This is a genomic window from Pseudomonas sp. GW823-FHT02C05, from assembly GCF_058797595.1.
The window spans coordinates 422,876-438,816 of the sequence record NZ_JBXAJU010000004.1; the positions used below are offsets into that span (position 1 = coordinate 422,876).

At 63.7% G+C, this 15,941-nt stretch carries 18 protein-coding genes; 6 read left to right on the forward strand and 12 right to left on the reverse strand.

The genetic code is table 11. The features are described from left to right. Positions 1-11 precede the first annotated feature (11 nt). A complete protein-coding gene (locus tag AC1RGE_RS23345; protein WP_370505706.1) occupies positions 12-134 on the forward strand; it encodes a hypothetical protein in 123 nt (40 codons plus the stop codon). Between the two features lie 57 nt (positions 135-191). On the opposite strand, the gene AC1RGE_RS23350 is transcribed toward AC1RGE_RS23345, so the two are convergent. From AC1RGE_RS23350 to AC1RGE_RS23360, 3 genes are all read right to left on the reverse strand, one after another. Then, on the reverse strand, positions 192-824 hold the full coding sequence (locus AC1RGE_RS23350) for a LysE family transporter (RefSeq protein ID WP_011064164.1): 633 nt from the start codon (positions 822-824) through the stop codon (positions 192-194). Positions 825-932: 108 nt separating this feature from the next. After that, on the reverse strand, positions 933-1,514 hold the full coding sequence (locus AC1RGE_RS23355; RefSeq protein WP_011064165.1) for a mechanosensitive ion channel family protein: 582 nt from the start codon (positions 1,512-1,514) through the stop codon (positions 933-935). Further along, complete coding sequence (locus AC1RGE_RS23360) at positions 1,514-3,424, reverse strand: ATP-binding cassette domain-containing protein (protein WP_011064166.1); 1,911 nt, start codon at positions 3,422-3,424, stop codon at positions 1,514-1,516. The genes AC1RGE_RS23355 and AC1RGE_RS23360 overlap by 1 nt, the downstream gene beginning before the upstream one ends. 50 nt (positions 3,425-3,474) lie before the next feature. Here AC1RGE_RS23360 and AC1RGE_RS23365 point away from each other — a divergent pair, with 50 nt between their 5' ends. After that, on the forward strand, positions 3,475-3,939 hold the full coding sequence (locus tag AC1RGE_RS23365; protein WP_011064167.1) for a TIGR02444 family protein: 465 nt from the start codon (positions 3,475-3,477) through the stop codon (positions 3,937-3,939). Here the strand turns inward: AC1RGE_RS23365 and AC1RGE_RS23370 are convergent. Continuing rightward, the gene (locus tag AC1RGE_RS23370) at positions 3,936-5,060 is read right to left on the reverse strand and encodes an AlgP family protein (RefSeq protein ID WP_123483023.1); all 1,125 of its coding nucleotides are present in this window, start codon (positions 5,058-5,060) and stop codon (positions 3,936-3,938) included. The two genes, AC1RGE_RS23365 and AC1RGE_RS23370, sit on opposite strands and share 4 nt — an antisense overlap. 193 nt (positions 5,061-5,253) lie before the next feature. Between AC1RGE_RS23370 and AC1RGE_RS23375 the strand changes: the two genes are divergently transcribed. Continuing rightward, the gene (locus tag AC1RGE_RS23375) at positions 5,254-5,919 is read left to right on the forward strand and encodes an FKBP-type peptidyl-prolyl cis-trans isomerase (RefSeq protein WP_492585102.1); all 666 of its coding nucleotides are present in this window, start codon (positions 5,254-5,256) and stop codon (positions 5,917-5,919) included. A 60-nt stretch (positions 5,920-5,979) separates the two neighbouring features. Here AC1RGE_RS23375 and AC1RGE_RS23380 read toward each other — a convergent pair whose 3' ends face one another. The 7 genes from AC1RGE_RS23380 to AC1RGE_RS23410 all read right to left on the reverse strand — a co-directional run bounded on the left by AC1RGE_RS23380 (position 5,980) and on the right by AC1RGE_RS23410 (position 12,291). Next, positions 5,980-6,438, reverse strand: coding sequence for an Rsd/AlgQ family anti-sigma factor (locus AC1RGE_RS23380; RefSeq protein WP_011064170.1), 459 nt, complete (start codon positions 6,436-6,438; stop codon positions 5,980-5,982). A 207-nt stretch (positions 6,439-6,645) separates the two neighbouring features. Then, positions 6,646-7,167: a disulfide bond formation protein B gene (locus tag AC1RGE_RS23385; RefSeq protein ID WP_011064171.1), complete on the reverse strand. Its 522-nt coding sequence runs from the start codon at positions 7,165-7,167 to the stop codon at positions 6,646-6,648. A 153-nt stretch (positions 7,168-7,320) separates the two neighbouring features. Then, a complete protein-coding gene (locus AC1RGE_RS23390) occupies positions 7,321-8,559 on the reverse strand; it encodes a heme biosynthesis protein HemY (RefSeq protein ID WP_011064172.1) in 1,239 nt (412 codons plus the stop codon). Continuing rightward, complete coding sequence (locus tag AC1RGE_RS23395) at positions 8,556-9,695, reverse strand: uroporphyrinogen-III C-methyltransferase (RefSeq protein ID WP_011064173.1); 1,140 nt, start codon at positions 9,693-9,695, stop codon at positions 8,556-8,558. Before AC1RGE_RS23395 ends, AC1RGE_RS23390 begins: the two co-directional genes overlap by 4 nt. 17 nt (positions 9,696-9,712) lie before the next feature. Then, positions 9,713-10,480: a uroporphyrinogen-III synthase gene (locus tag AC1RGE_RS23400; protein WP_011064174.1), complete on the reverse strand. Its 768-nt coding sequence runs from the start codon at positions 10,478-10,480 to the stop codon at positions 9,713-9,715. After that, positions 10,477-11,418: a hydroxymethylbilane synthase gene (hemC, locus tag AC1RGE_RS23405; RefSeq protein WP_492585104.1), complete on the reverse strand. Its 942-nt coding sequence runs from the start codon at positions 11,416-11,418 to the stop codon at positions 10,477-10,479. The genes AC1RGE_RS23400 and hemC overlap by 4 nt, the downstream gene beginning before the upstream one ends. A 126-nt stretch (positions 11,419-11,544) precedes the next feature. Continuing rightward, positions 11,545-12,291, reverse strand: a complete 747-nt coding sequence (locus AC1RGE_RS23410) for a LytR/AlgR family response regulator transcription factor (protein ID WP_011064176.1) — start codon at positions 12,289-12,291, stop codon at positions 11,545-11,547. 626 nt (positions 12,292-12,917) lie between these two features. On the opposite strand from AC1RGE_RS23410, the gene argH reads away from it, so the two are divergent. Then, complete coding sequence (gene argH, locus AC1RGE_RS23415; protein WP_019095419.1) at positions 12,918-14,312, forward strand: argininosuccinate lyase; 1,395 nt, start codon at positions 12,918-12,920, stop codon at positions 14,310-14,312. A 51-nt stretch (positions 14,313-14,363) separates the two neighbouring features. Here the strand turns inward: argH and AC1RGE_RS23420 are convergent, their stop codons facing one another. Then, the gene (locus AC1RGE_RS23420; protein ID WP_019095420.1) at positions 14,364-15,011 is read right to left on the reverse strand and encodes a glutathione S-transferase; all 648 of its coding nucleotides are present in this window, start codon (positions 15,009-15,011) and stop codon (positions 14,364-14,366) included. A gap of 124 nt (positions 15,012-15,135) precedes the next feature. Here AC1RGE_RS23420 and AC1RGE_RS23425 point away from each other — a divergent pair, with 124 nt between their 5' ends. Both AC1RGE_RS23425 and AC1RGE_RS23430 read left to right on the forward strand, forming a co-directional pair. After that, the gene (locus AC1RGE_RS23425) at positions 15,136-15,420 is read left to right on the forward strand and encodes a hypothetical protein (RefSeq protein ID WP_011064179.1); all 285 of its coding nucleotides are present in this window, start codon (positions 15,136-15,138) and stop codon (positions 15,418-15,420) included. Positions 15,421-15,614: 194 nt separating this feature from the next. Beyond that, positions 15,615-15,860 carry a TIGR02647 family protein gene (locus tag AC1RGE_RS23430; RefSeq protein WP_011064180.1) on the forward strand — a complete coding sequence of 82 codons (246 nt, stop codon included), beginning with the start codon at positions 15,615-15,617 and terminating at the stop codon, positions 15,858-15,860. Positions 15,861-15,941: the final 81 nt, after the last annotated feature.

Sequence of the window (15,941 nt, forward strand, 5' to 3'; positions counted from 1 at the left end):
GCGTGCGCAAAGTGTCCAAGCCCCTGGGCGAAGACGTCACCCGGCAGTTGGGTCGTGACAGCTGCGAGCAACCGCGCCAAGCGCCGATGCGCAACAACCAGCCGCCGGACACGGCGCCAGTGACCCTGCGCTAAACCGCACGCAAACGAAAAAGGCGACCCGGTGGGTCGCCTTTTCTTGTTCCTGCAAACCTAGGCCGCCGCTTTGCGGATAGTTGCCAGAAAACCCGCGGCGCCGAGGAACAGGCCGGCGAAGGTGCGGTTCATCCGCCGCTGCTGGACCGGGGTGCGCAACAGGCGCAGGACCTTGGATGCCAGCCCCGTATAGCCGGCCATGACGATCAGGTCGACCACGATCATGGTGGCGCCGAGAATCAGGTACTGCTTGACCAGGGGGGCATGGGGATCGATGAACTGCGGCAACACCGCCAGCATGAACACCAGCGCCTTGGGGTTGCTGATGTTTACCAGGAAACCGCGAAACACCAGGGCCAGGGGTTTGCCGATGGGGCGAATGGCGGCGTCATCACTGAGGTCGCTGGGCAGCGCGCGCCACTGCTTGACCGCCAGGTACACCAGGTAGGCGACACCGAACCACTTGATGGCATAGAAGGCCGTGGCAGAGGCCGCGAGAATGGCCCCAACACCGGCCGCGACAATGGCAATCTGCATGGCCAGGCCCAGTTGCAGCCCCAGGGCGTTCCAGTAGCCGCGCCAGAAACCGTATTGCAGGCCGCAGGACATCGACGCAATGGCGCCGGCGCCCGGGGAAAGACTGATTACCCAACTGGCGGCAAAGAACGCCAGCCATGTCTCAAGCACCATCGCACACCTCGGATCGAATTGGTCGTGACTGCCTAAGCTAATCCTCCGCTTGGCGGCTGACCATATTTTTTTCGCCCAAAGGTGATGCAACGGCTACAGAGGAAGGGGTTACTTTTCGCCGCTGCCCACGGGCAGCACATCAGTGCCACGCCAGCGGCGCACCGAGCGCTGGAAGAACAGGCTGTTGGGCACCTGGACCATGGCGCTGCCGGTGCCGGCTTCCTCGGCTTCGATCAGGGTGGTGTACAGCAGGTTGATTGCCACGACCCGGCCCTTGACCCCAGGCTTGTCGACGGTGTCCACCAGCTCCACCACGTCACCCAGGCGGAACGGGCCAACCGTGAAGATCAGGATCGCGCAGAGCAGGTTGGAGAGCACGCTCCACATGGCGAAGAAGGCCACCGCCGCCACGGCGACGAAGCCTGAAAGGGCGGTCCACAGCACCGTGGCGGAAACCCCCAGGCGCTCCAGCACGAAGATCACCGCGCTGCCCATGATCAGCCAGCGCAGGCCGCCCCGCAGGGGCATCAGCAACTGCGGCGGGAACGGGTAGCGCTCGCCCAGGCGGGTCAGGCCACGAGCCACGAAGCGCTGGGCCAGGTAGCCCGCCAGGAGGATCAGCAGGATCTGCACGCCAATCCACAACGGGCCGATCCACTGGGCCGGCAACGGTAATTGCAGCGCCTCCATCAGGACAGCGCCTCCAGCTCGGCCTGCATGCTTTCCAGCAGTTCCAGGGCCTCCATCCAGGCTTCTTCCAGCTCGGACTCACGGGTCTTGAGCTTGGCCTGCTCGGCCAGCAGATCCCGCAACTCATCCTTGCGCGCAGCCTCGTACAAACCGCTGTCGCCCAGGCTGGCCTCGATCTTGGCCAGGCGCTCATGCACCTTGCCCAACTCGGCTTCCAGCTTGTCGGCCTCGCGCTTGTGCGGTGCCAGTTGCTGACGCAACGCCGCGGCGGCCTGGCGCTGGGCCTTCTTGTCGGTCTTGTCCGGGTTCACCGGCGTGTTGCTGACCGGGGCATTGCGCTGGCGGTAATCCACCAGCCAACGGGTGTAGTCGTCCAGGTCGCCGTCGAACTCTTCGACCTTGCCGTCGGCCACCAGGAAGAAGTTGTCGGTGGTGCTCTTGAGCAGATGGCGATCGTGGGAGACCACCAGCACCGCACCACTGAACTCTTGCAGGGCCATGGTCAGGGCCAGGCGCATCTCCAGGTCCAGGTGGTTGGTGGGTTCGTCGAGCAGCAGCAGGTTGGGCCGCTCCCAGGCAATCAGAGCCAAGGCCAAACGGGCTTTTTCACCGCCGGAGAAGTTCAGCACCGGCTCGTCGATCCGTGCGCCGCGGAAGTCGAAGCCGCCGAGGAAGTCGCGCAGGGTCTGCTCGCGCTCGGTGGGCGCCAGGCGCTGCAGATGCAGCAAGGGGCTGGCCTTGGAGTCCAGGGAATCGAGCTGATGCTGGGCGAAGTAACCGACAACGGTGTTCTCGCCCCGGGTCAGGCGCCCGGACAGCGGCTGGAGTTCGCCGGAGAGGTTCTTGATCAGGGTCGACTTGCCGGCGCCGTTGGGCCCCAGCAGGCCGATCCGCGCGCCCGGAGTCAGCTGCAGCTTGACCTTCTCCAGGACCGCACGCTCGCCATAGCCCAGGCGGGCATCGGAGAGGTCGATCAGCGGGCTGGAGATCTTCGTCGACTCACGGAAGGTGAAATCGAAGGGCGAATCGACGTGGGCCGCCGACAGCTCCTCCATGCGCTCCAGGGCCTTGATCCGGCTCTGTGCCTGCCGGGCCTTGGTAGCCTGGGCCTTGAAGCGGGCGATGTAGCTTTCCATGTGCGCGCGCTGCGCCTGCTGCTTCTCGTAGGCTTGCTGCTGCTGGGCCAGACGCTCGGCACGGGCGCGTTCGAAGGCGCTGTAGCCACCGCGATAGAGGGTGATCTTGCGCTGGTCGACGTGGGCCACGTGATCGACCACGGCATCGAGGAAGTCCCGGTCGTGAGAGATCAGGAGCAAGGTGCCGGGGTAACCCTTGAGCCACTCTTCGAGCCAGATGATGGCGTCGAGATCCAAGTGGTTGGTAGGTTCGTCGAGCAGCAGCAGGTCCGAGGGACACATCAGCGCCTGCGCCAGGTTCAGGCGCATCCGCCAGCCCCCGGAGAAGTCGCCGACCTGACGGTCCATCTGCTCGTTGGTGAAACCCAGGCCAGCCAGCAGCTTGCGCGCCCGCGCGTCGGCGGTGTAACCGTCGGCGCTGTCCAGCTCGGCATGCAAGCGCGCTTGCGCGGCGCCGTCCTGGGCCGCTTCTGCAGCGGCCAGGTCACGCTGCACCTGGCGCAGGCGCAAGTCGCCGTCGAGCACATAGTCCACCGCCAGGCGCTCGAGGGTATCGACCTCCTGGCGCATGTGGGCGATGCGCCAGTCGGCCGGCAGGAAGCAGTCACCCGAGTCCGGGTGCAGCTCACCGCGCAGCAAGGCAAAGAGGCTGGATTTGCCGGCGCCGTTGGCACCGATCAGGCCGGCTTTCTGGCCGGCGTGCAGGGTTAGCTCGGCGTCTTCTAGCAGACGTTGCGGGCCACGCTGTAAAGTCAGGTTCTGAAGTCGAATCATAATGGCGGCGGAGTCTACCAGCTTCGTTAGCAACTGGCGCGAGTAGCAATATGTCCCCTGACCTGTGGAGCTTTGCCCTGAAGACCTACGCCCTGCCCGGTGTGCAGGAGGCCTGCCTGCAGCTGCAGGATGGCGGGGCCAATGTCTGTCTGCTGCTCTGTGGCGCCTGGCTTGGCCAAAGGGGGGTCGACTGCGATAAGCAGCGCCTGCAAGCGCTCGAAGAGTTGGCTGCGCCCTGGTATCAGGAGGTGGTCGAACCCCTGCGCAAACTGCGGATTGAGTGGCGAGCCGCCGCGGCCAGCGACGTGCAACTGAGCACCTTGCGCGAACAACTCAAGGCCCTGGAGCTGGATGCCGAACGGCAGTTGCTGCTGCGTCTGCAGGAAGGGGCACGAAAGTGGCCCGAAGCTCAGGCCCGGAGCCTGAATGACTGGCTGGAAGGACTGGCGGCCGAAGCCGCCGTCCGGAACCGCAATGCGCTGCAGGTACTGCGCATCGCGGTGGCCGGCGCTTAGGAAGCGCTGGAAGGGTTGCTGGCTGGAGCCGACGCAGGAACAGCAGGTGCACTTGCAGCTGGTGCCGGCGAGGCAGCCGGAGCAGGAGTTGCAGGCTTGGCCGCTGCGGGCGCGGGAGCTGCAGGTTTGGCAACTGGAGCAGTTGGCTTGGCTACAGCAGGCTTGGCGGCTGCGGGCTTGGCAACAGGCTTTTTCGCGGCCGGCTTGGCAGCGGGTTTTGCTGCGGGTTTGGCGGCAGCAGGCTTGGCGGCAGGCTTGGCCGCCGATGCCGCGGCTGGCTTGGCAGCTGCAGGTTTGCTCGCGGGTTTGGCCGGAGCTTTTGCAGCGGCGGGTTTCGCTGCTGGTTTAGCGGCCGGTTTGGCGGCAGCCGGTTTAACCGCAGCGGTCTTGGTGGCAGCAGGTTTCGCTGCTGGCTTGGCGGCTACGGGCTTGGCGGCAGGTTTAGCAGCTGGCTTGGCCGCAGCGGCTTTGGTCGCAGGCTTCGCAGCGGGCTTGGCGGCTGGCTTGGCAGCTACCGGTTTGGCAGCCGCCGCTTTGCCGGCAACAGGCTTGGCCGCTGGTTTGGCAGCAGGCTTGGCGGCTGCGGTTTTGGCCGCGGCGGGCTTGGCTGCACTGGCAGCAACAGGCTTTTTCGCCGCCGGCTTGGCAACAGGTTTGGCCGGTGCCTTGGCAGCAGGCTTGGCCGCTGGTTTTTTAGCTGCTACCGCTGCCGGCTTGGCATCACGAGAGCTCAATGCCTTGCCTACCGCTTCCTTCACACGACCCACGCCTTGAGCCAGTTTCAGGCTTTCCTGGGCATCGCGCTTGAGTTGCAGAATGTAGCTGCGGGTTTGTGCCTGACGCTCTTTCAGGGCGTCCAGCAAATCTTCTAGTTCCTTGACCGCGGTCTTCGCCTTGGCTTGTGCCTTGGCCTTGCCGGCCGCCGCAGCGTCCTGCAGTTTGGTGCGCGATTTGTGCAGTTTTTCCTGCGCCTTGCCCCGTTGTTTTTCCAGCTTGGCGAGCAGTTTTTCAGCATCAGCCAAGGCTTGGGAACAAGCGTTTTCCAAATGTTCGAGCAAGCTGCCCGACAGCTGTTGGAGCAAATGCAACGGAGTATTTACAGGCTTCTTATTGGCCGACATGGTTTACCTCCTGGCTGACGTGAGTTGCGGCTCATACTAGACCTCTGCTGCTACCGCCGCTAGGGCATGTTGACAGTATCGAAAGCCTGGCGTTGCAGCCGAACGAAAATGTTCTTCGCCCCCATCGAAGTTGCTCACCAACGAGCGCTTTGTCGCTGGCATAATCCACCGCAACTCAGGCCGGAGAGTGCCCATGTCGCGTTACCTGTTTTTATCCTTGAGCCTGTTCTTGCCACTGGCTCAGGCGGCTGCCGAAGCACCATCCAACAACGCTCACGATCTTGCCTACAGCCTGGGGGCAAGCCTCGGTGAGCGCCTGCGCGATGAGGTGCCCGACCTGCAGATCCAGGCCCTGGTCGAAGGCTTGAGGGCCGCCTATCAAGGCAAGCCTCTGGCGCTGAAAAGCGAACGCATCGAACAGATCCTTGCCGAGCACGACGCACAGATCAGCGAACAGTCGGCCAAGTCTCAGACAGAGATCGCGCTGAAAAACGAACAGCGCTTTCTCGATGAAGAAAAGGCCAAGCCCGGGGTCCGCCAACTGGCAGACGGCATCCTGCTGACCGAGTTGAGCCCTGGCGGCGGCAACAAGGCCAGCCCCAACGGCTCGGTCCAGGTGCGCTACACCGGGCGCCTGCCAGACGGCACCGTGTTCGATCAGACCCAGCAGCCGCAATGGTTCCGCCTCGACAGCGTGATCGCCGGCTGGCGTAGCGCACTGTCGCAGATGCCCACCGGAGCCCGGTGGCGCCTGGTAATCCCGTCGAACCAGGCCTATGGCACCGAAGGCGCCGGGGACCTGATCGCGCCCTACACCCCACTGGTGTTCGACATCGAATTGCTCGGTGTCGCTGGCTGAAGCGCCACAACGAAAAACGGCACGCCGAGGCGTGCCGTTTTTCCTGGTAGGTTCCTGTTCTCAGGCCTGAGCCACAGCTTCCTGCTTGTGGGCGTTGTGCAGCACTTCGATCAGACAGTCTTCCAGCTCGAAGCGTTCGTGCAGCAGGCCACCGAGTTCCTTGAACTTCTGCGCCACGCACTGGCCGGCGTCACACAGGTCATTGAACGCCAGAAGCTTTTCGGTGATCACGTCGATGCGTGGGTAGAGGGTGTCGGCCAACTCCAGCCCGCGCTTGTCGCCAAACGCCTTGGCTTCGCTGGTCAGCTGTTCGTAGATTTCAAAATGGCCGGCGGAGACGTAGTCCACCAGGATCCCGCAGAATTCCTGCAGCGGCTTCTTGCTCTCACTCAGTGCCTCGGGCTCCGCGCCCAGCGCATCATAGGCTCGAACCAGTTCGTGACGCTCCTGCAACCAGCGGTCGATCAGCAGATGCACTCCACCCCAGCGTTCCTGAGCATTCTGACAACTTTCGAGCATGGTGATCTCTCTTCCCTTATGGGTCATGCCGCTTGCCCGCCGCTCCTTTCTGGAGACTCTGGATCCGGTCAGGCACAACAGCATCGAGCAACATAATTCCAGTGACAGGTGCGGGCCAGATTATGCCCGCTCGACTACAGCATCAAGGTACGCAGGAGATAAAGTTCATACAAGCGTTTAATCCCCGCCCTCCTGCCAAACACTGACTCAGGGCAACGCCACGGCCTTGCGCGCGCCCCGTAGCTGACGCCACAGGCGATAGCCGCTAAAGATCAGCATGATCACGAAAAACAGCAGGCTCCACTCCGGCAAGCTCATGTCCAGCAGGGTCCAGGTGACCTCAGCGCAATCGGAGGTGCCCATGAAAGTCAGCTTCAACGCCTGCCACCAGGACAACTGGCGGAGCATGAAGGACATGTCCGGCAGGCAGGCCAGCAACTGTTCGGAAGGAATGTTCTGCAACAGCACATGGCGTCCCGCGGTGACCACCCCCAGCAGGCCCAACAGCAGGTTGAGCCCCCAGTAGACCGCCCGCCCCACGCGCCCTGGCCCCTGGATCACGGCCAGCAGATTGACCCCACCCAATGCCAGCAACAGCAGGCGCTGCACGCTCCACAGCGAACAGGACTCGAGGCCGCCACCCGTTTGCAGGTTGAACGCCGCCCACGAGGCCAAGGCCCCCACCAGGAACACCAGGGAGAACAGCAAGCGGGAGCCGGCCAGCGACATGAGATATCCGTAACGGGAGAAACAGGCAGCCACGGTAGAGAAAGCGCTCGCTGCTTTCAAGAAGCGCTATGTCGCAACCGATCGACAACAGCGCCGCAGGTACAGCAGCAAAAGGGCCGGTTGCCTGAAACAGGCAACCGGCCCCGGGACACCTCAGGCCCGCACCGGGACCGGCAGCGGTGAGGCCAGCAGGCGCTCATCGAGCATGCCCAGACCTTCCTGGAACAGTTGGTTACTGCGCTCGGTATCCCCCAGCTGTGCCAGCAGGCGCGCCAGTTCCGCACAGGCTTCGGGATTGCGTTGCAAGCGCAGGCTGCTTTCCAGATAGTCCCGGGCCTTGCCCCACAAGCTGTTCTGCAGGCACAGGCGGCCCAGGGTCAGCAGCAGGCTCGGATCGTCCGCATGCTCTTTCAGCCAGTGCTCGGCGGTCTGCAACTGGCGCGACGGATCGCTGCCACGCACCAGGCCATAGAGCCGTGCCAGGTGGCTTTCGTACTTGCGTTTGATTGCCGTGCGCAGGGCCTCTTCCGCCTCGGCCCCCGCGCCCAGTTGACGCAGTTGTTCGGCATAGGCCAGCACCAACTGCGGCTCCTGGCGCTGTGCCGAGGTCAACTGTTGCCAGGCACGATTGAGAGATTGCAGGCCGGCCACCTCATCCTCTTCACGACGCGCGGCCAGGGACAGGTTTTCACCCCAGGCCCGACGCTCCAGTTCCTGCAGTTCGCTGGCCGGCAGCGCCTTGTCCTTGCGCAACTCGGGCAACAGACGGATCAGGGCCGACCAGTCGCCACGCTGCTGATGCAGGCGCTGCAACTGGCGCAGCACCTGGACACTATGGGGATGGCGCTCATGCATGGCCTGCAGGGTGCTCAGGGCTCCCTCGGTGTCGCCGCGATCCGTCTGCAGTTGGGCGTGGCTCAGGGCCACGGCCAGCTCTGCCTGGGGCTGGCGGGTCAGCGCCCGCTCCAGCAACCGGTCGCATTCTTCATAGTGGCCCTGCTCGTTGGCCGCCCGGGCAGCGCCGAGATAGTAGAGCAGCGGCTGGCGCTCGGCCTCGGCGGCACGCTGCAGGTGCTTCTGCGCGCTGGCCCAGCGCCCTTCGGCGAGGTCCATCTGACCCTGCTCGATGGCGATCTGCACCCGGCGGCTGCGATTGCGCCGTGACCAGGGATTGACCACACCACCGGACACCATCACCAGCTCGATCAGCAGCTTGATGCCCCAGACCACCAGCCAGACCAGCGCCACCAGGGCCAGGGTTGCCCACAGGCTCGATTCGTAACGGAAGTTGCTGTAGGCGATCAGTACGTACCCGGGATGCTCGGCAATGGCCAGACCCAGCAGGCCGATGGCCGCAATGACCAGCAGGACGATCACATAGGTACGCTTCATGGGCTCGTCTCCTGGGCGTTGTTCGCCGCAGGTTTGGCCAGAGGCTTGACCGACTCCTCGACATTCAGGTTACGCCGCTCCAGGTAGGCCTGGACCGTACTCAAGGTCTTGGCCAGGTCCGGGGTGACGACCGTCACCGGCTGCTTGCTCAGCTCGGCCAGGCGCTCGAGCATGATCTTGCTTTGCGGGTTGTCCTGATTGAAGTTGCCGGTGAGCACGTCGCGGGCTTCGGTCAACGCCTGGGTATAGACCGCGGCCTGGCCGTTCAGGGCAGCCCACTGCGCCTGCTCCAGCGCCAGGCTCAGGGCCAGGCGCACTTGGGTCAGGCCCTGACCGGCCAGCAAGGGACGGATGTTCTTGTCGGCGTTGAAGTCGATGCGGAAATAGCGCGAGATCTGATCCCACCACTGGGCCCAGCGGCTGGCGCCGTCACCATCGGCTGTCAGGCCGAGCAGCGATTCACCGCGGTCCTTGTACTCCGGAGCCACGGCGCTCAGTTCCAGCACCTGGTCACGCAAAGCCCCCAGTTGCAGGAACAGCCCGGTGCGGTCCGGCTGCTCGGTGCTGCGCAGGGCCGCCAGGCTCTTGGCCAACTGCTCGCGGGCTGCGAAGGCTCCCGGATCGTTTTGTTCCCGCAGGATATCGTCGGCGCCCTGGACCAGGGCCCTAGCGCTGCTGATGTCCTGCAGCGCCGAAAGACGCAGGCTGGCCAGGCGCAACAGGTGCTCGGCTTCTGCCAGGCGCCAGTCCTTGCGGCTGGCGCCCAGTACGGTTTCCAGGCGCTGGTTCAGGCGCTGCTGGTCACCCTGCAACTGGGCCACCAGACGCCGCCGATCTTCCAGCTCATCGGCCGCGGGCAGTTGTTCCAGGCGTTCGCTCAAGCGCTGTTCGCTGAGCTTGAGACTCTGGGCCTGATCCCCCAGGGCCTGCAACTGACTGAACTGCTGCTGGTTATTGGCTTGCAGGTGGCGCACCTGCCAGATCCCCCAGCCACCAACGGCGACGCCCGCCGCCCCCAGCAGCAGGGCCAGAATTGCCAACCCGTTGCCACGACGCTCAACGGTTGGTTTCGTGGGTTCAGCAGGTGTCTCGGGCACCGGCTGGGCTTCATCTTTAGGCAAGGCTGTTTCGCTCACGTATCCATCCTTTGCGTTTAGAGAACGGGCACGGGTTGCTCCCGTAACGCCGTTAGCAAAGCCGCGGCACTGGCGCCGCGACAATCCACAACTTTTTCCGCCCCTGCGGCGTGCGCCATGTCGGCGACCCGGGGGCTTGGAACAAACAACGGCATCTTCGCCAGTTGCGGCCAGGCGGGCCCCGCCAGCTGCCGCAAGTGGCTGAAACCTTGTCCACTGCTGACCACCAGCCCGTTCAAGCGTTCCACTTCAATCCGCTGGAGCAACGCGCCTTCGGCGTAGTGCGGCAGGCAGCGGCGGTAGAGTTCCAGATAATCGACACTAGCACCTAGGGCGCGCAAGCGCTCAGAGAGCAGCTCGCGCCCACCCTCCCCGCGCACGATCAACACCCGTGGATCAGGCCGGCGGATAGCCTCGCGCAATTGGGGAAGTTCAAGCAAGGCTTCACTGTCATCGCCCTGCTGGGGATAGGCCACTGGCAAGCCGGCATCCGCAAGGATCTGCGCGGTAGCGGCGCCTACGGTGAACCAGGCCTGGTCTGGTGGTTGCGGCCAATACTGGCGCAACAGCTCCAGGCCAAGATGCGCCGCCGGCTTGCTGACCACAATCACCGCACAGTACTGGTCGAATGCCAGCAGGGTAGCCCGCTGCGAGTCACTGACCGGCAACGCCTGGATTTCCAGCAATGGCAGGCTGCTGCTCAAGATCTCGGACTGCGCCAGGATCGCCGCCAGCGCGGCGCAGTCCTCGGCCGGCCGGGTCAGCAGCAGGCGCCAGCCAGTCACTCCTCGCCCGCCTCGCCGTAGACCGCGCGCAGAATGTCAGCGGCACCCTGGGCCAGCAGGGCATCCGCCACTTGCACACCCAGCTCGGCGGCCGATGCGCGAGGGCCACGAGCTTCGGCGCTGAGCAGCAGGCCGCCGCTAGGCTCGCCCACCAGGCCACGCAGCCAGATCTGCTCGCCTTCCAGCACCGCATAGCAGGCAATCGGCACCTGGCAACCACCGTTGAGGTGCTTGTTCAGTGCGCGCTCGGCGGTTACCCGGCTGGCCGTGTCGGCGTGATGCAGGGGGGCCAGCAAGGCGTGGATTTCAATGTCGGCACTGCGGCACTCGATGCCGACGGCGCCCTGGCCACCGGCGGGCAGGCTGTCGTCGACACTGATGGAGGAGCTGATGCGATCCTCGAATCCGAGGCGGATCAAGCCAGCGGCCGCGAGGATGATGGCGTCGTATTCGCCAGCGTCCAGCTTGGCCAGACGGGTATTGACGTTGCCCCGCAGAAAACGGATCTGCAGGTCGGGGCGACGGGTCAGTAACTGAGCCTGACGGCGCAGGCTGGAGGTGCCCACCACGCTGCCTTCAGGCAACTCGTCGAGGCTGGCGTAGGTGTTGGAAACAAAGGCATCACGCGGATCTTCGCGCTCGCAGATGCAGAACAGACCCAGGCCTTCGGGGAAGTCCATGGGCACATCTTTCATCGAGTGCACGGCGATATCGGCCTGGTTTTCCAGCAGCGCGGTTTCCAGTTCCTTGACGAACAGACCCTTGCCACCGATTTTCGACAAGGGCGAGTCCAATAGTTTGTCGCCGCGGCTGACCATGGGCACCAGGGTCACGACAAGACCCGGATGGGCCTCTTGCAGACGGGCTTTGACGTATTCGGCCTGCCACAAGGCCAGAGCACTTTTGCGGGTAGCGATGCGGATTTCGCGAGAGGACATGGATCAATCCGTACTGAATAGATACGGCAGATAATAACAGCTCAACCAAATCAGCTTTGACTTGTATCAGAAACCTAGCCTCCTCCCGACGCCAGGCTTCACCCATTGCGGGGCTCAAACCCTGGCCTAGAGCTGTTGCATCATCTTGCGCACGCCCGCCACATGCCGCCGGCTGACAATCAGCGCATCGCCATTGAGGCCCTTGAGGTACAACTGGAAGTGCCCCAACGGTGTGCGCTGCAGACGCTCGATACGCTCGCGGGCCACCAGCGCATTGCGGTGGATACGCACAAAGCGGTCGCCGAATTCATCTTCCAGAGCCTTCAGGGGCTCATCCAGAAGCACCTCGCCGCCCTCGTGGCGCAAGGTCACGTATTTATGGTCGGCGATGAAATACACCACCTGGGCCAGGGGGATGAGCTCGATGCCTTTGCGCGTACGGGCGCTGATATGGCTGCGCGGGCCGTTACCGCTTTCGGCCGCGGGCCGGGTCAGTGCCGCCAGTTGTACACGGTTGGGCTTCTCGGCCTTTTTCAAGGCCTCCAGCAACAGCTCGGAGCGCACTGGCTTGACCAGGTGGACGACGCCGCTGGCATCGAAGGCCTCCAGGGCGAATTCGTCCGGCGCAGCGCAGAACACCAGCGCCGGAGGCGTCTCGCGCTCGCACAGCTTGCCGGCGACCTGCAGACCGTCCAGCCCCGGCATGCGGACGTCGAGCAAGACGATATCCGGCTTCAGGCTGTCGATCAGGCTCAACGCCTCTTCGCCATTGGTGGCGCTAGGCTCCAGGACACTGTATCCCTCGAGCTCACTGACCATCCGGCTCAGGCGCTCGCGGGCTAGGGGTTCGTCATCAACGATCAGGACATTCATATTGCGCTGGATTCCTGCGTGAGTCTCGCACAAGGATAGCGTAGACAGGTGGAGTGACGTCCGTCACCGCGATCCACGCTAAGACTAGTGCGAAGGCCAAAAAGTGCCGCAAGTCGGGCACCAATATTTGCCCGTGCCTGCCCGATACCGCTCAAGGTCGGCTGATGCGCGACGACGTCGCAGGGAATGCTGGTATTCAACACAAAGCCCCCCTCGTGATTGTGGTCGCCGCCCACCCTGCCCGCACCCGTCTCGTTTGGTGGACGGATTGCCTGGCCCTGCGCGGTGTGAACTTGCTGGAGGGGGCCACTGCGAACACGCGAGGGGTGTTACGCAATTGTGCCGGTCCTCCTGTCCAACTGTAGACGGTTGCCAAGACGATATTGCTCAATCGATAAATATCGTTTGACCGATATCACCTTCCGCACTCAAGGCGCTCACCTCGCAGGAAGCACCTTCGACTGCGCCGACCTCAGTCTCTGCGCCCCCGAGGCCGGCGACAAGCCGCCCAGGTGTCCGGCGCAGAAAAAAGCTGCCGACCAGCGCCAGCGACAGCCCGGGCAACCCTGTTATTATCGGCGCCTGTTTTTCACGCCATCTTCCTTCAGCAGATCACGAGCGAATTCATGAGCACTGACAAGACCAATCAGTCCTGGGGCGGCCGCTTCAGTGAACCCGTCGACGCCTTCGTCGCCCGCTTCACCGCCTCTGTCACTTTCGACCAGCGCCTGTATCGCCATGACATCATGGGCTCCATCGCCCACGCCACCATGCTGGCCAAGGTCGGCGTGCTCACCGATGCCGAGCGCGACAGCATCATCGACGGCCTGAAGACCATCCAGGGCGAGATCGAGGCTGGCCATTTCGACTGGCGCGTGGACCTCGAAGACGTGCACATGAACATCGAAGCGCGCCTGACCGACCGCATCGGCATCACCGGCAAGAAACTGCACACCGGCCGCAGCCGCAACGACCAGGTGGCCACCGACATCCGCCTGTGGCTGCGGGACGAGATCGACCTGATCCTCGGTGAAATCACCCGCCTGCAAAAAGGCCTGCTGGAGCTGGCCGAGCGTGAAGCCGAGAGCATCATGCCGGGCTTCACCCACTTGCAGACTGCCCAGCCGGTGACCTTCGGCCACCACATGCTGGCCTGGTTCGAGATGCTCAGCCGTGACTACGAGCGCCTGGTGGACTGCCGCAAGCGCACCAACCGCATGCCCCTGGGCAGCGCCGCGCTGGCCGGCACCACCTACCCGATCGACCGCGAGCTGACCTGCCAGTTGCTGGGCTTCGAAGCCGTGGGCGGCAACTCCCTGGACAGCGTTTCGGACCGGGACTTCGCCATTGAATTCTGCGCCGCCGCCAGCGTGGCGATGATGCACCTGTCGCGGTTTTCCGAAGAGCTGGTGCTGTGGACCAGCGCGCAATTCCAGTTCATCGACCTGCCGGACCGCTTCTGCACCGGCAGCTCGATCATGCCGCAAAAGAAAAACCCCGACGTGCCGGAACTGGTACGGGGCAAGAGCGGCCGGGTATTCGGCGCGCTGATGGGCCTATTGACCCTGATGAAAGGCCAGCCCCTGGCCTACAACAAGGACAACCAGGAAGACAAGGAACCACTGTTCGACGCCGCCGATACCCTGCGCGATTCGCTGCGGGCCTTCGCCGACATGATCCCGGCCATCAAGCCCAAGCACGCCATCATGCGCGAGGCGGCCCTGCGCGGTTTTTCCACCGCCACCGATCTGGCGGACTACCTGGTGCGCCGTGGCCTGCCGTTCCGCGACTGTCACGAAATCGTCGGCCATGCGGTGAAGTACGGCGTGGAAACCGGCAAGGACCTGGCGGAAATGAGCCTGGAAGAGCTGCGCAAGTTCAGCGACCAGATCGAACAGGACGTGTTCGCCGTGCTGACCTTGGAAGGCTCGGTGAATGCCCGTAACCACATCGGCGGCACCGCACCGGCCCAGGTCCGGGCGGCAGTGGTCCGCGGCCAGGCCCTGCTGGCCAGCCGCTAAGCCCTTGCGAGCCTGCCCGCGCCGGCATCCTCTGCCGGTGCGAGCAGGCTCCTAGCGCCCTGACCTTCTGGCGGCCATCAGTGCCGCCTTGTCAGCGGCGATGCGCCGAGCGGCGGGGGTCTGCTCCAGGCGCTCGAGCAAGGCCCGGGCCTCGGGCATCTCGGCCAAAAAATCGATTCCGAACAACTTGTCCCCGACTATCAGGGCAAGGTTCACGCTGTACTGAAAATACAGGTCCGCCACACTCAGGCTGGCGCCCGCTACATAGGGGGCGAACCGGGCATGCCGGCGCAATGCGGCAAAGCCTTGTAGCAATTCGATCCCGGCCTTCTCCTTGATCGCCTCGGGCAGGGTCGCGCCGAAGAACGCTTCGGGGAAACAGGCCCGGGCCGGCAGCTCTATGTACAGTTCGATCTCCTTGGCCAGTGCCAGCACCTGGGCACGTTCGAACGCGTCCTTCGGCAGCAGCGCCGGCGCCGGCCGCACCTGCTCCAGGTAATCGAGAATCGCACTGGTTTCGCTGATGAAGCCCTGCTCCACCTCCAGCACCGGAACCTTGCCCCGAGGGCTGATAGCCAGCGCCTCGGGGCTCTGGCCGGCGTAGAACAGCACCTCTTCGAAAGGCAGCCCCTTCTCCAGCAAGGCCAGCTTGACCATGTTGTAGTAGTTGCTGATGGCGAACCCATAGAGCTTGAACATCCCGTAGCCTCCAGGCCGTGCAGGGGTTGGCAGGGTTTTTTATAGAAGGTTAATCCCACTCTGGCCAGCAGCATCGAGCCGCTGAATACGAGTAAACTGGCGACCTTTCCTTGAGGAGCCTGCCATGAGCGAGCCAACCGATATCGACACCGACGAAGAAGAGTTCGCCGAAAATACCCTGATCGAAGCGATCGAGAACCAGATCGAAAGCGACAACCCACCAGCGGCCAAGGCCACGTTCAACAAGCTCACCCTGGTGGGCTACGAGCGCGAGGAAATCCTCAATCTGATGGCCCATGTACTGGCGATCGAGATCGACGCCATCCTCGAACAGGACCGCGCCTTCGACACCCAATGGTACGAAGCCGCCCTTCGCGCCCTGCCGGAACTGCCTCCCGAAAAGCAGTGACACCGCGCTGCCGGAGCGCAGGCTCCGGCACTCTTTCCCGCCCGTGCCTCGCGCCCCGACTACACTGCCACCACCCTGCGGCCAAATACCGCTGCACCCGGGGATAAAACTCCTCAGCGAACGCTGGACACGCCGCCTTTCTGCGTTCACCTTAAGAACGCTGACCTCTAATTCCTAGAAAGTCTGGAGTCCTTATGTCGTATACCCCTGAGTTGGTTGCCGAACTGGAAATCCTTGCACTCTTCAACCTGGACAACTCCCAGGAAGGCCTGAAAATCCATCAGACCGCCGCCCCTTCTGCCATCGCCGCCGCCCAACGCCTGTTTGACAAGGAACTGATCACCCAACCCGATGGAGGCTATCTGACCAGCCTCGGGCGGGACGCCGCTGAACATGCCCAGGGCCTGCTGACCATCCTGAACGTCAAAGAAGTCGCCTGAACAACCTGCATCGGCCTGCGGGGTTCCCGTCTGTCGGATTCCGTAGGCGCCTCCTTCTGAATACGCTAGAAATCTGGCGTC

Bases quoted from the DNA above. Each gene is read 5' to 3' on its own strand.
- AC1RGE_RS23370 (WP_123483023.1), bottom strand. From the start codon at position 5,060: ATGTCGGCCAATAAGAAGCCTGTAAATACTCCGTTGCATTTGCTCCAA.
- argH (WP_019095419.1), top strand. From the start codon at position 12,918: ATGAGCACTGACAAGACCAATCAGTCCTGGGGCGGCCGCTTCAGTGAA.
- hemC (WP_492585104.1), bottom strand. From the start codon at position 11,418: ATGTCCTCTCGCGAAATCCGCATCGCTACCCGCAAAAGTGCTCTGGCC.
- AC1RGE_RS23425 (WP_011064179.1), top strand. From the start codon at position 15,136: ATGAGCGAGCCAACCGATATCGACACCGACGAAGAAGAGTTCGCCGAA.
- AC1RGE_RS23380 (WP_011064170.1), bottom strand. From the start codon at position 6,438: ATGCTCGAAAGTTGTCAGAATGCTCAGGAACGCTGGGGTGGAGTGCAT.
- AC1RGE_RS23365 (WP_011064167.1), top strand. From the start codon at position 3,475: ATGTCCCCTGACCTGTGGAGCTTTGCCCTGAAGACCTACGCCCTGCCC.
- AC1RGE_RS23410 (WP_011064176.1), bottom strand. From the start codon at position 12,291: ATGAATGTCCTGATCGTTGATGACGAACCCCTAGCCCGCGAGCGCCTG.
- AC1RGE_RS23390 (WP_011064172.1), bottom strand. From the start codon at position 8,559: ATGAAGCGTACCTATGTGATCGTCCTGCTGGTCATTGCGGCCATCGGC.
- AC1RGE_RS23430 (WP_011064180.1), top strand. From the start codon at position 15,615: ATGTCGTATACCCCTGAGTTGGTTGCCGAACTGGAAATCCTTGCACTC.
- AC1RGE_RS23385 (WP_011064171.1), bottom strand. From the start codon at position 7,167: ATGTCGCTGGCCGGCTCCCGCTTGCTGTTCTCCCTGGTGTTCCTGGTG.
- AC1RGE_RS23350 (WP_011064164.1), bottom strand. From the start codon at position 824: ATGGTGCTTGAGACATGGCTGGCGTTCTTTGCCGCCAGTTGGGTAATC.
- AC1RGE_RS23355 (WP_011064165.1), bottom strand. From the start codon at position 1,514: ATGGAGGCGCTGCAATTACCGTTGCCGGCCCAGTGGATCGGCCCGTTG.
- AC1RGE_RS23360 (WP_011064166.1), bottom strand. From the start codon at position 3,424: ATGATTCGACTTCAGAACCTGACTTTACAGCGTGGCCCGCAACGTCTG.
- AC1RGE_RS23420 (WP_019095420.1), bottom strand. From the start codon at position 15,011: ATGTTCAAGCTCTATGGGTTCGCCATCAGCAACTACTACAACATGGTC.
- AC1RGE_RS23375 (WP_492585102.1), top strand. From the start codon at position 5,254: ATGTCGCGTTACCTGTTTTTATCCTTGAGCCTGTTCTTGCCACTGGCT.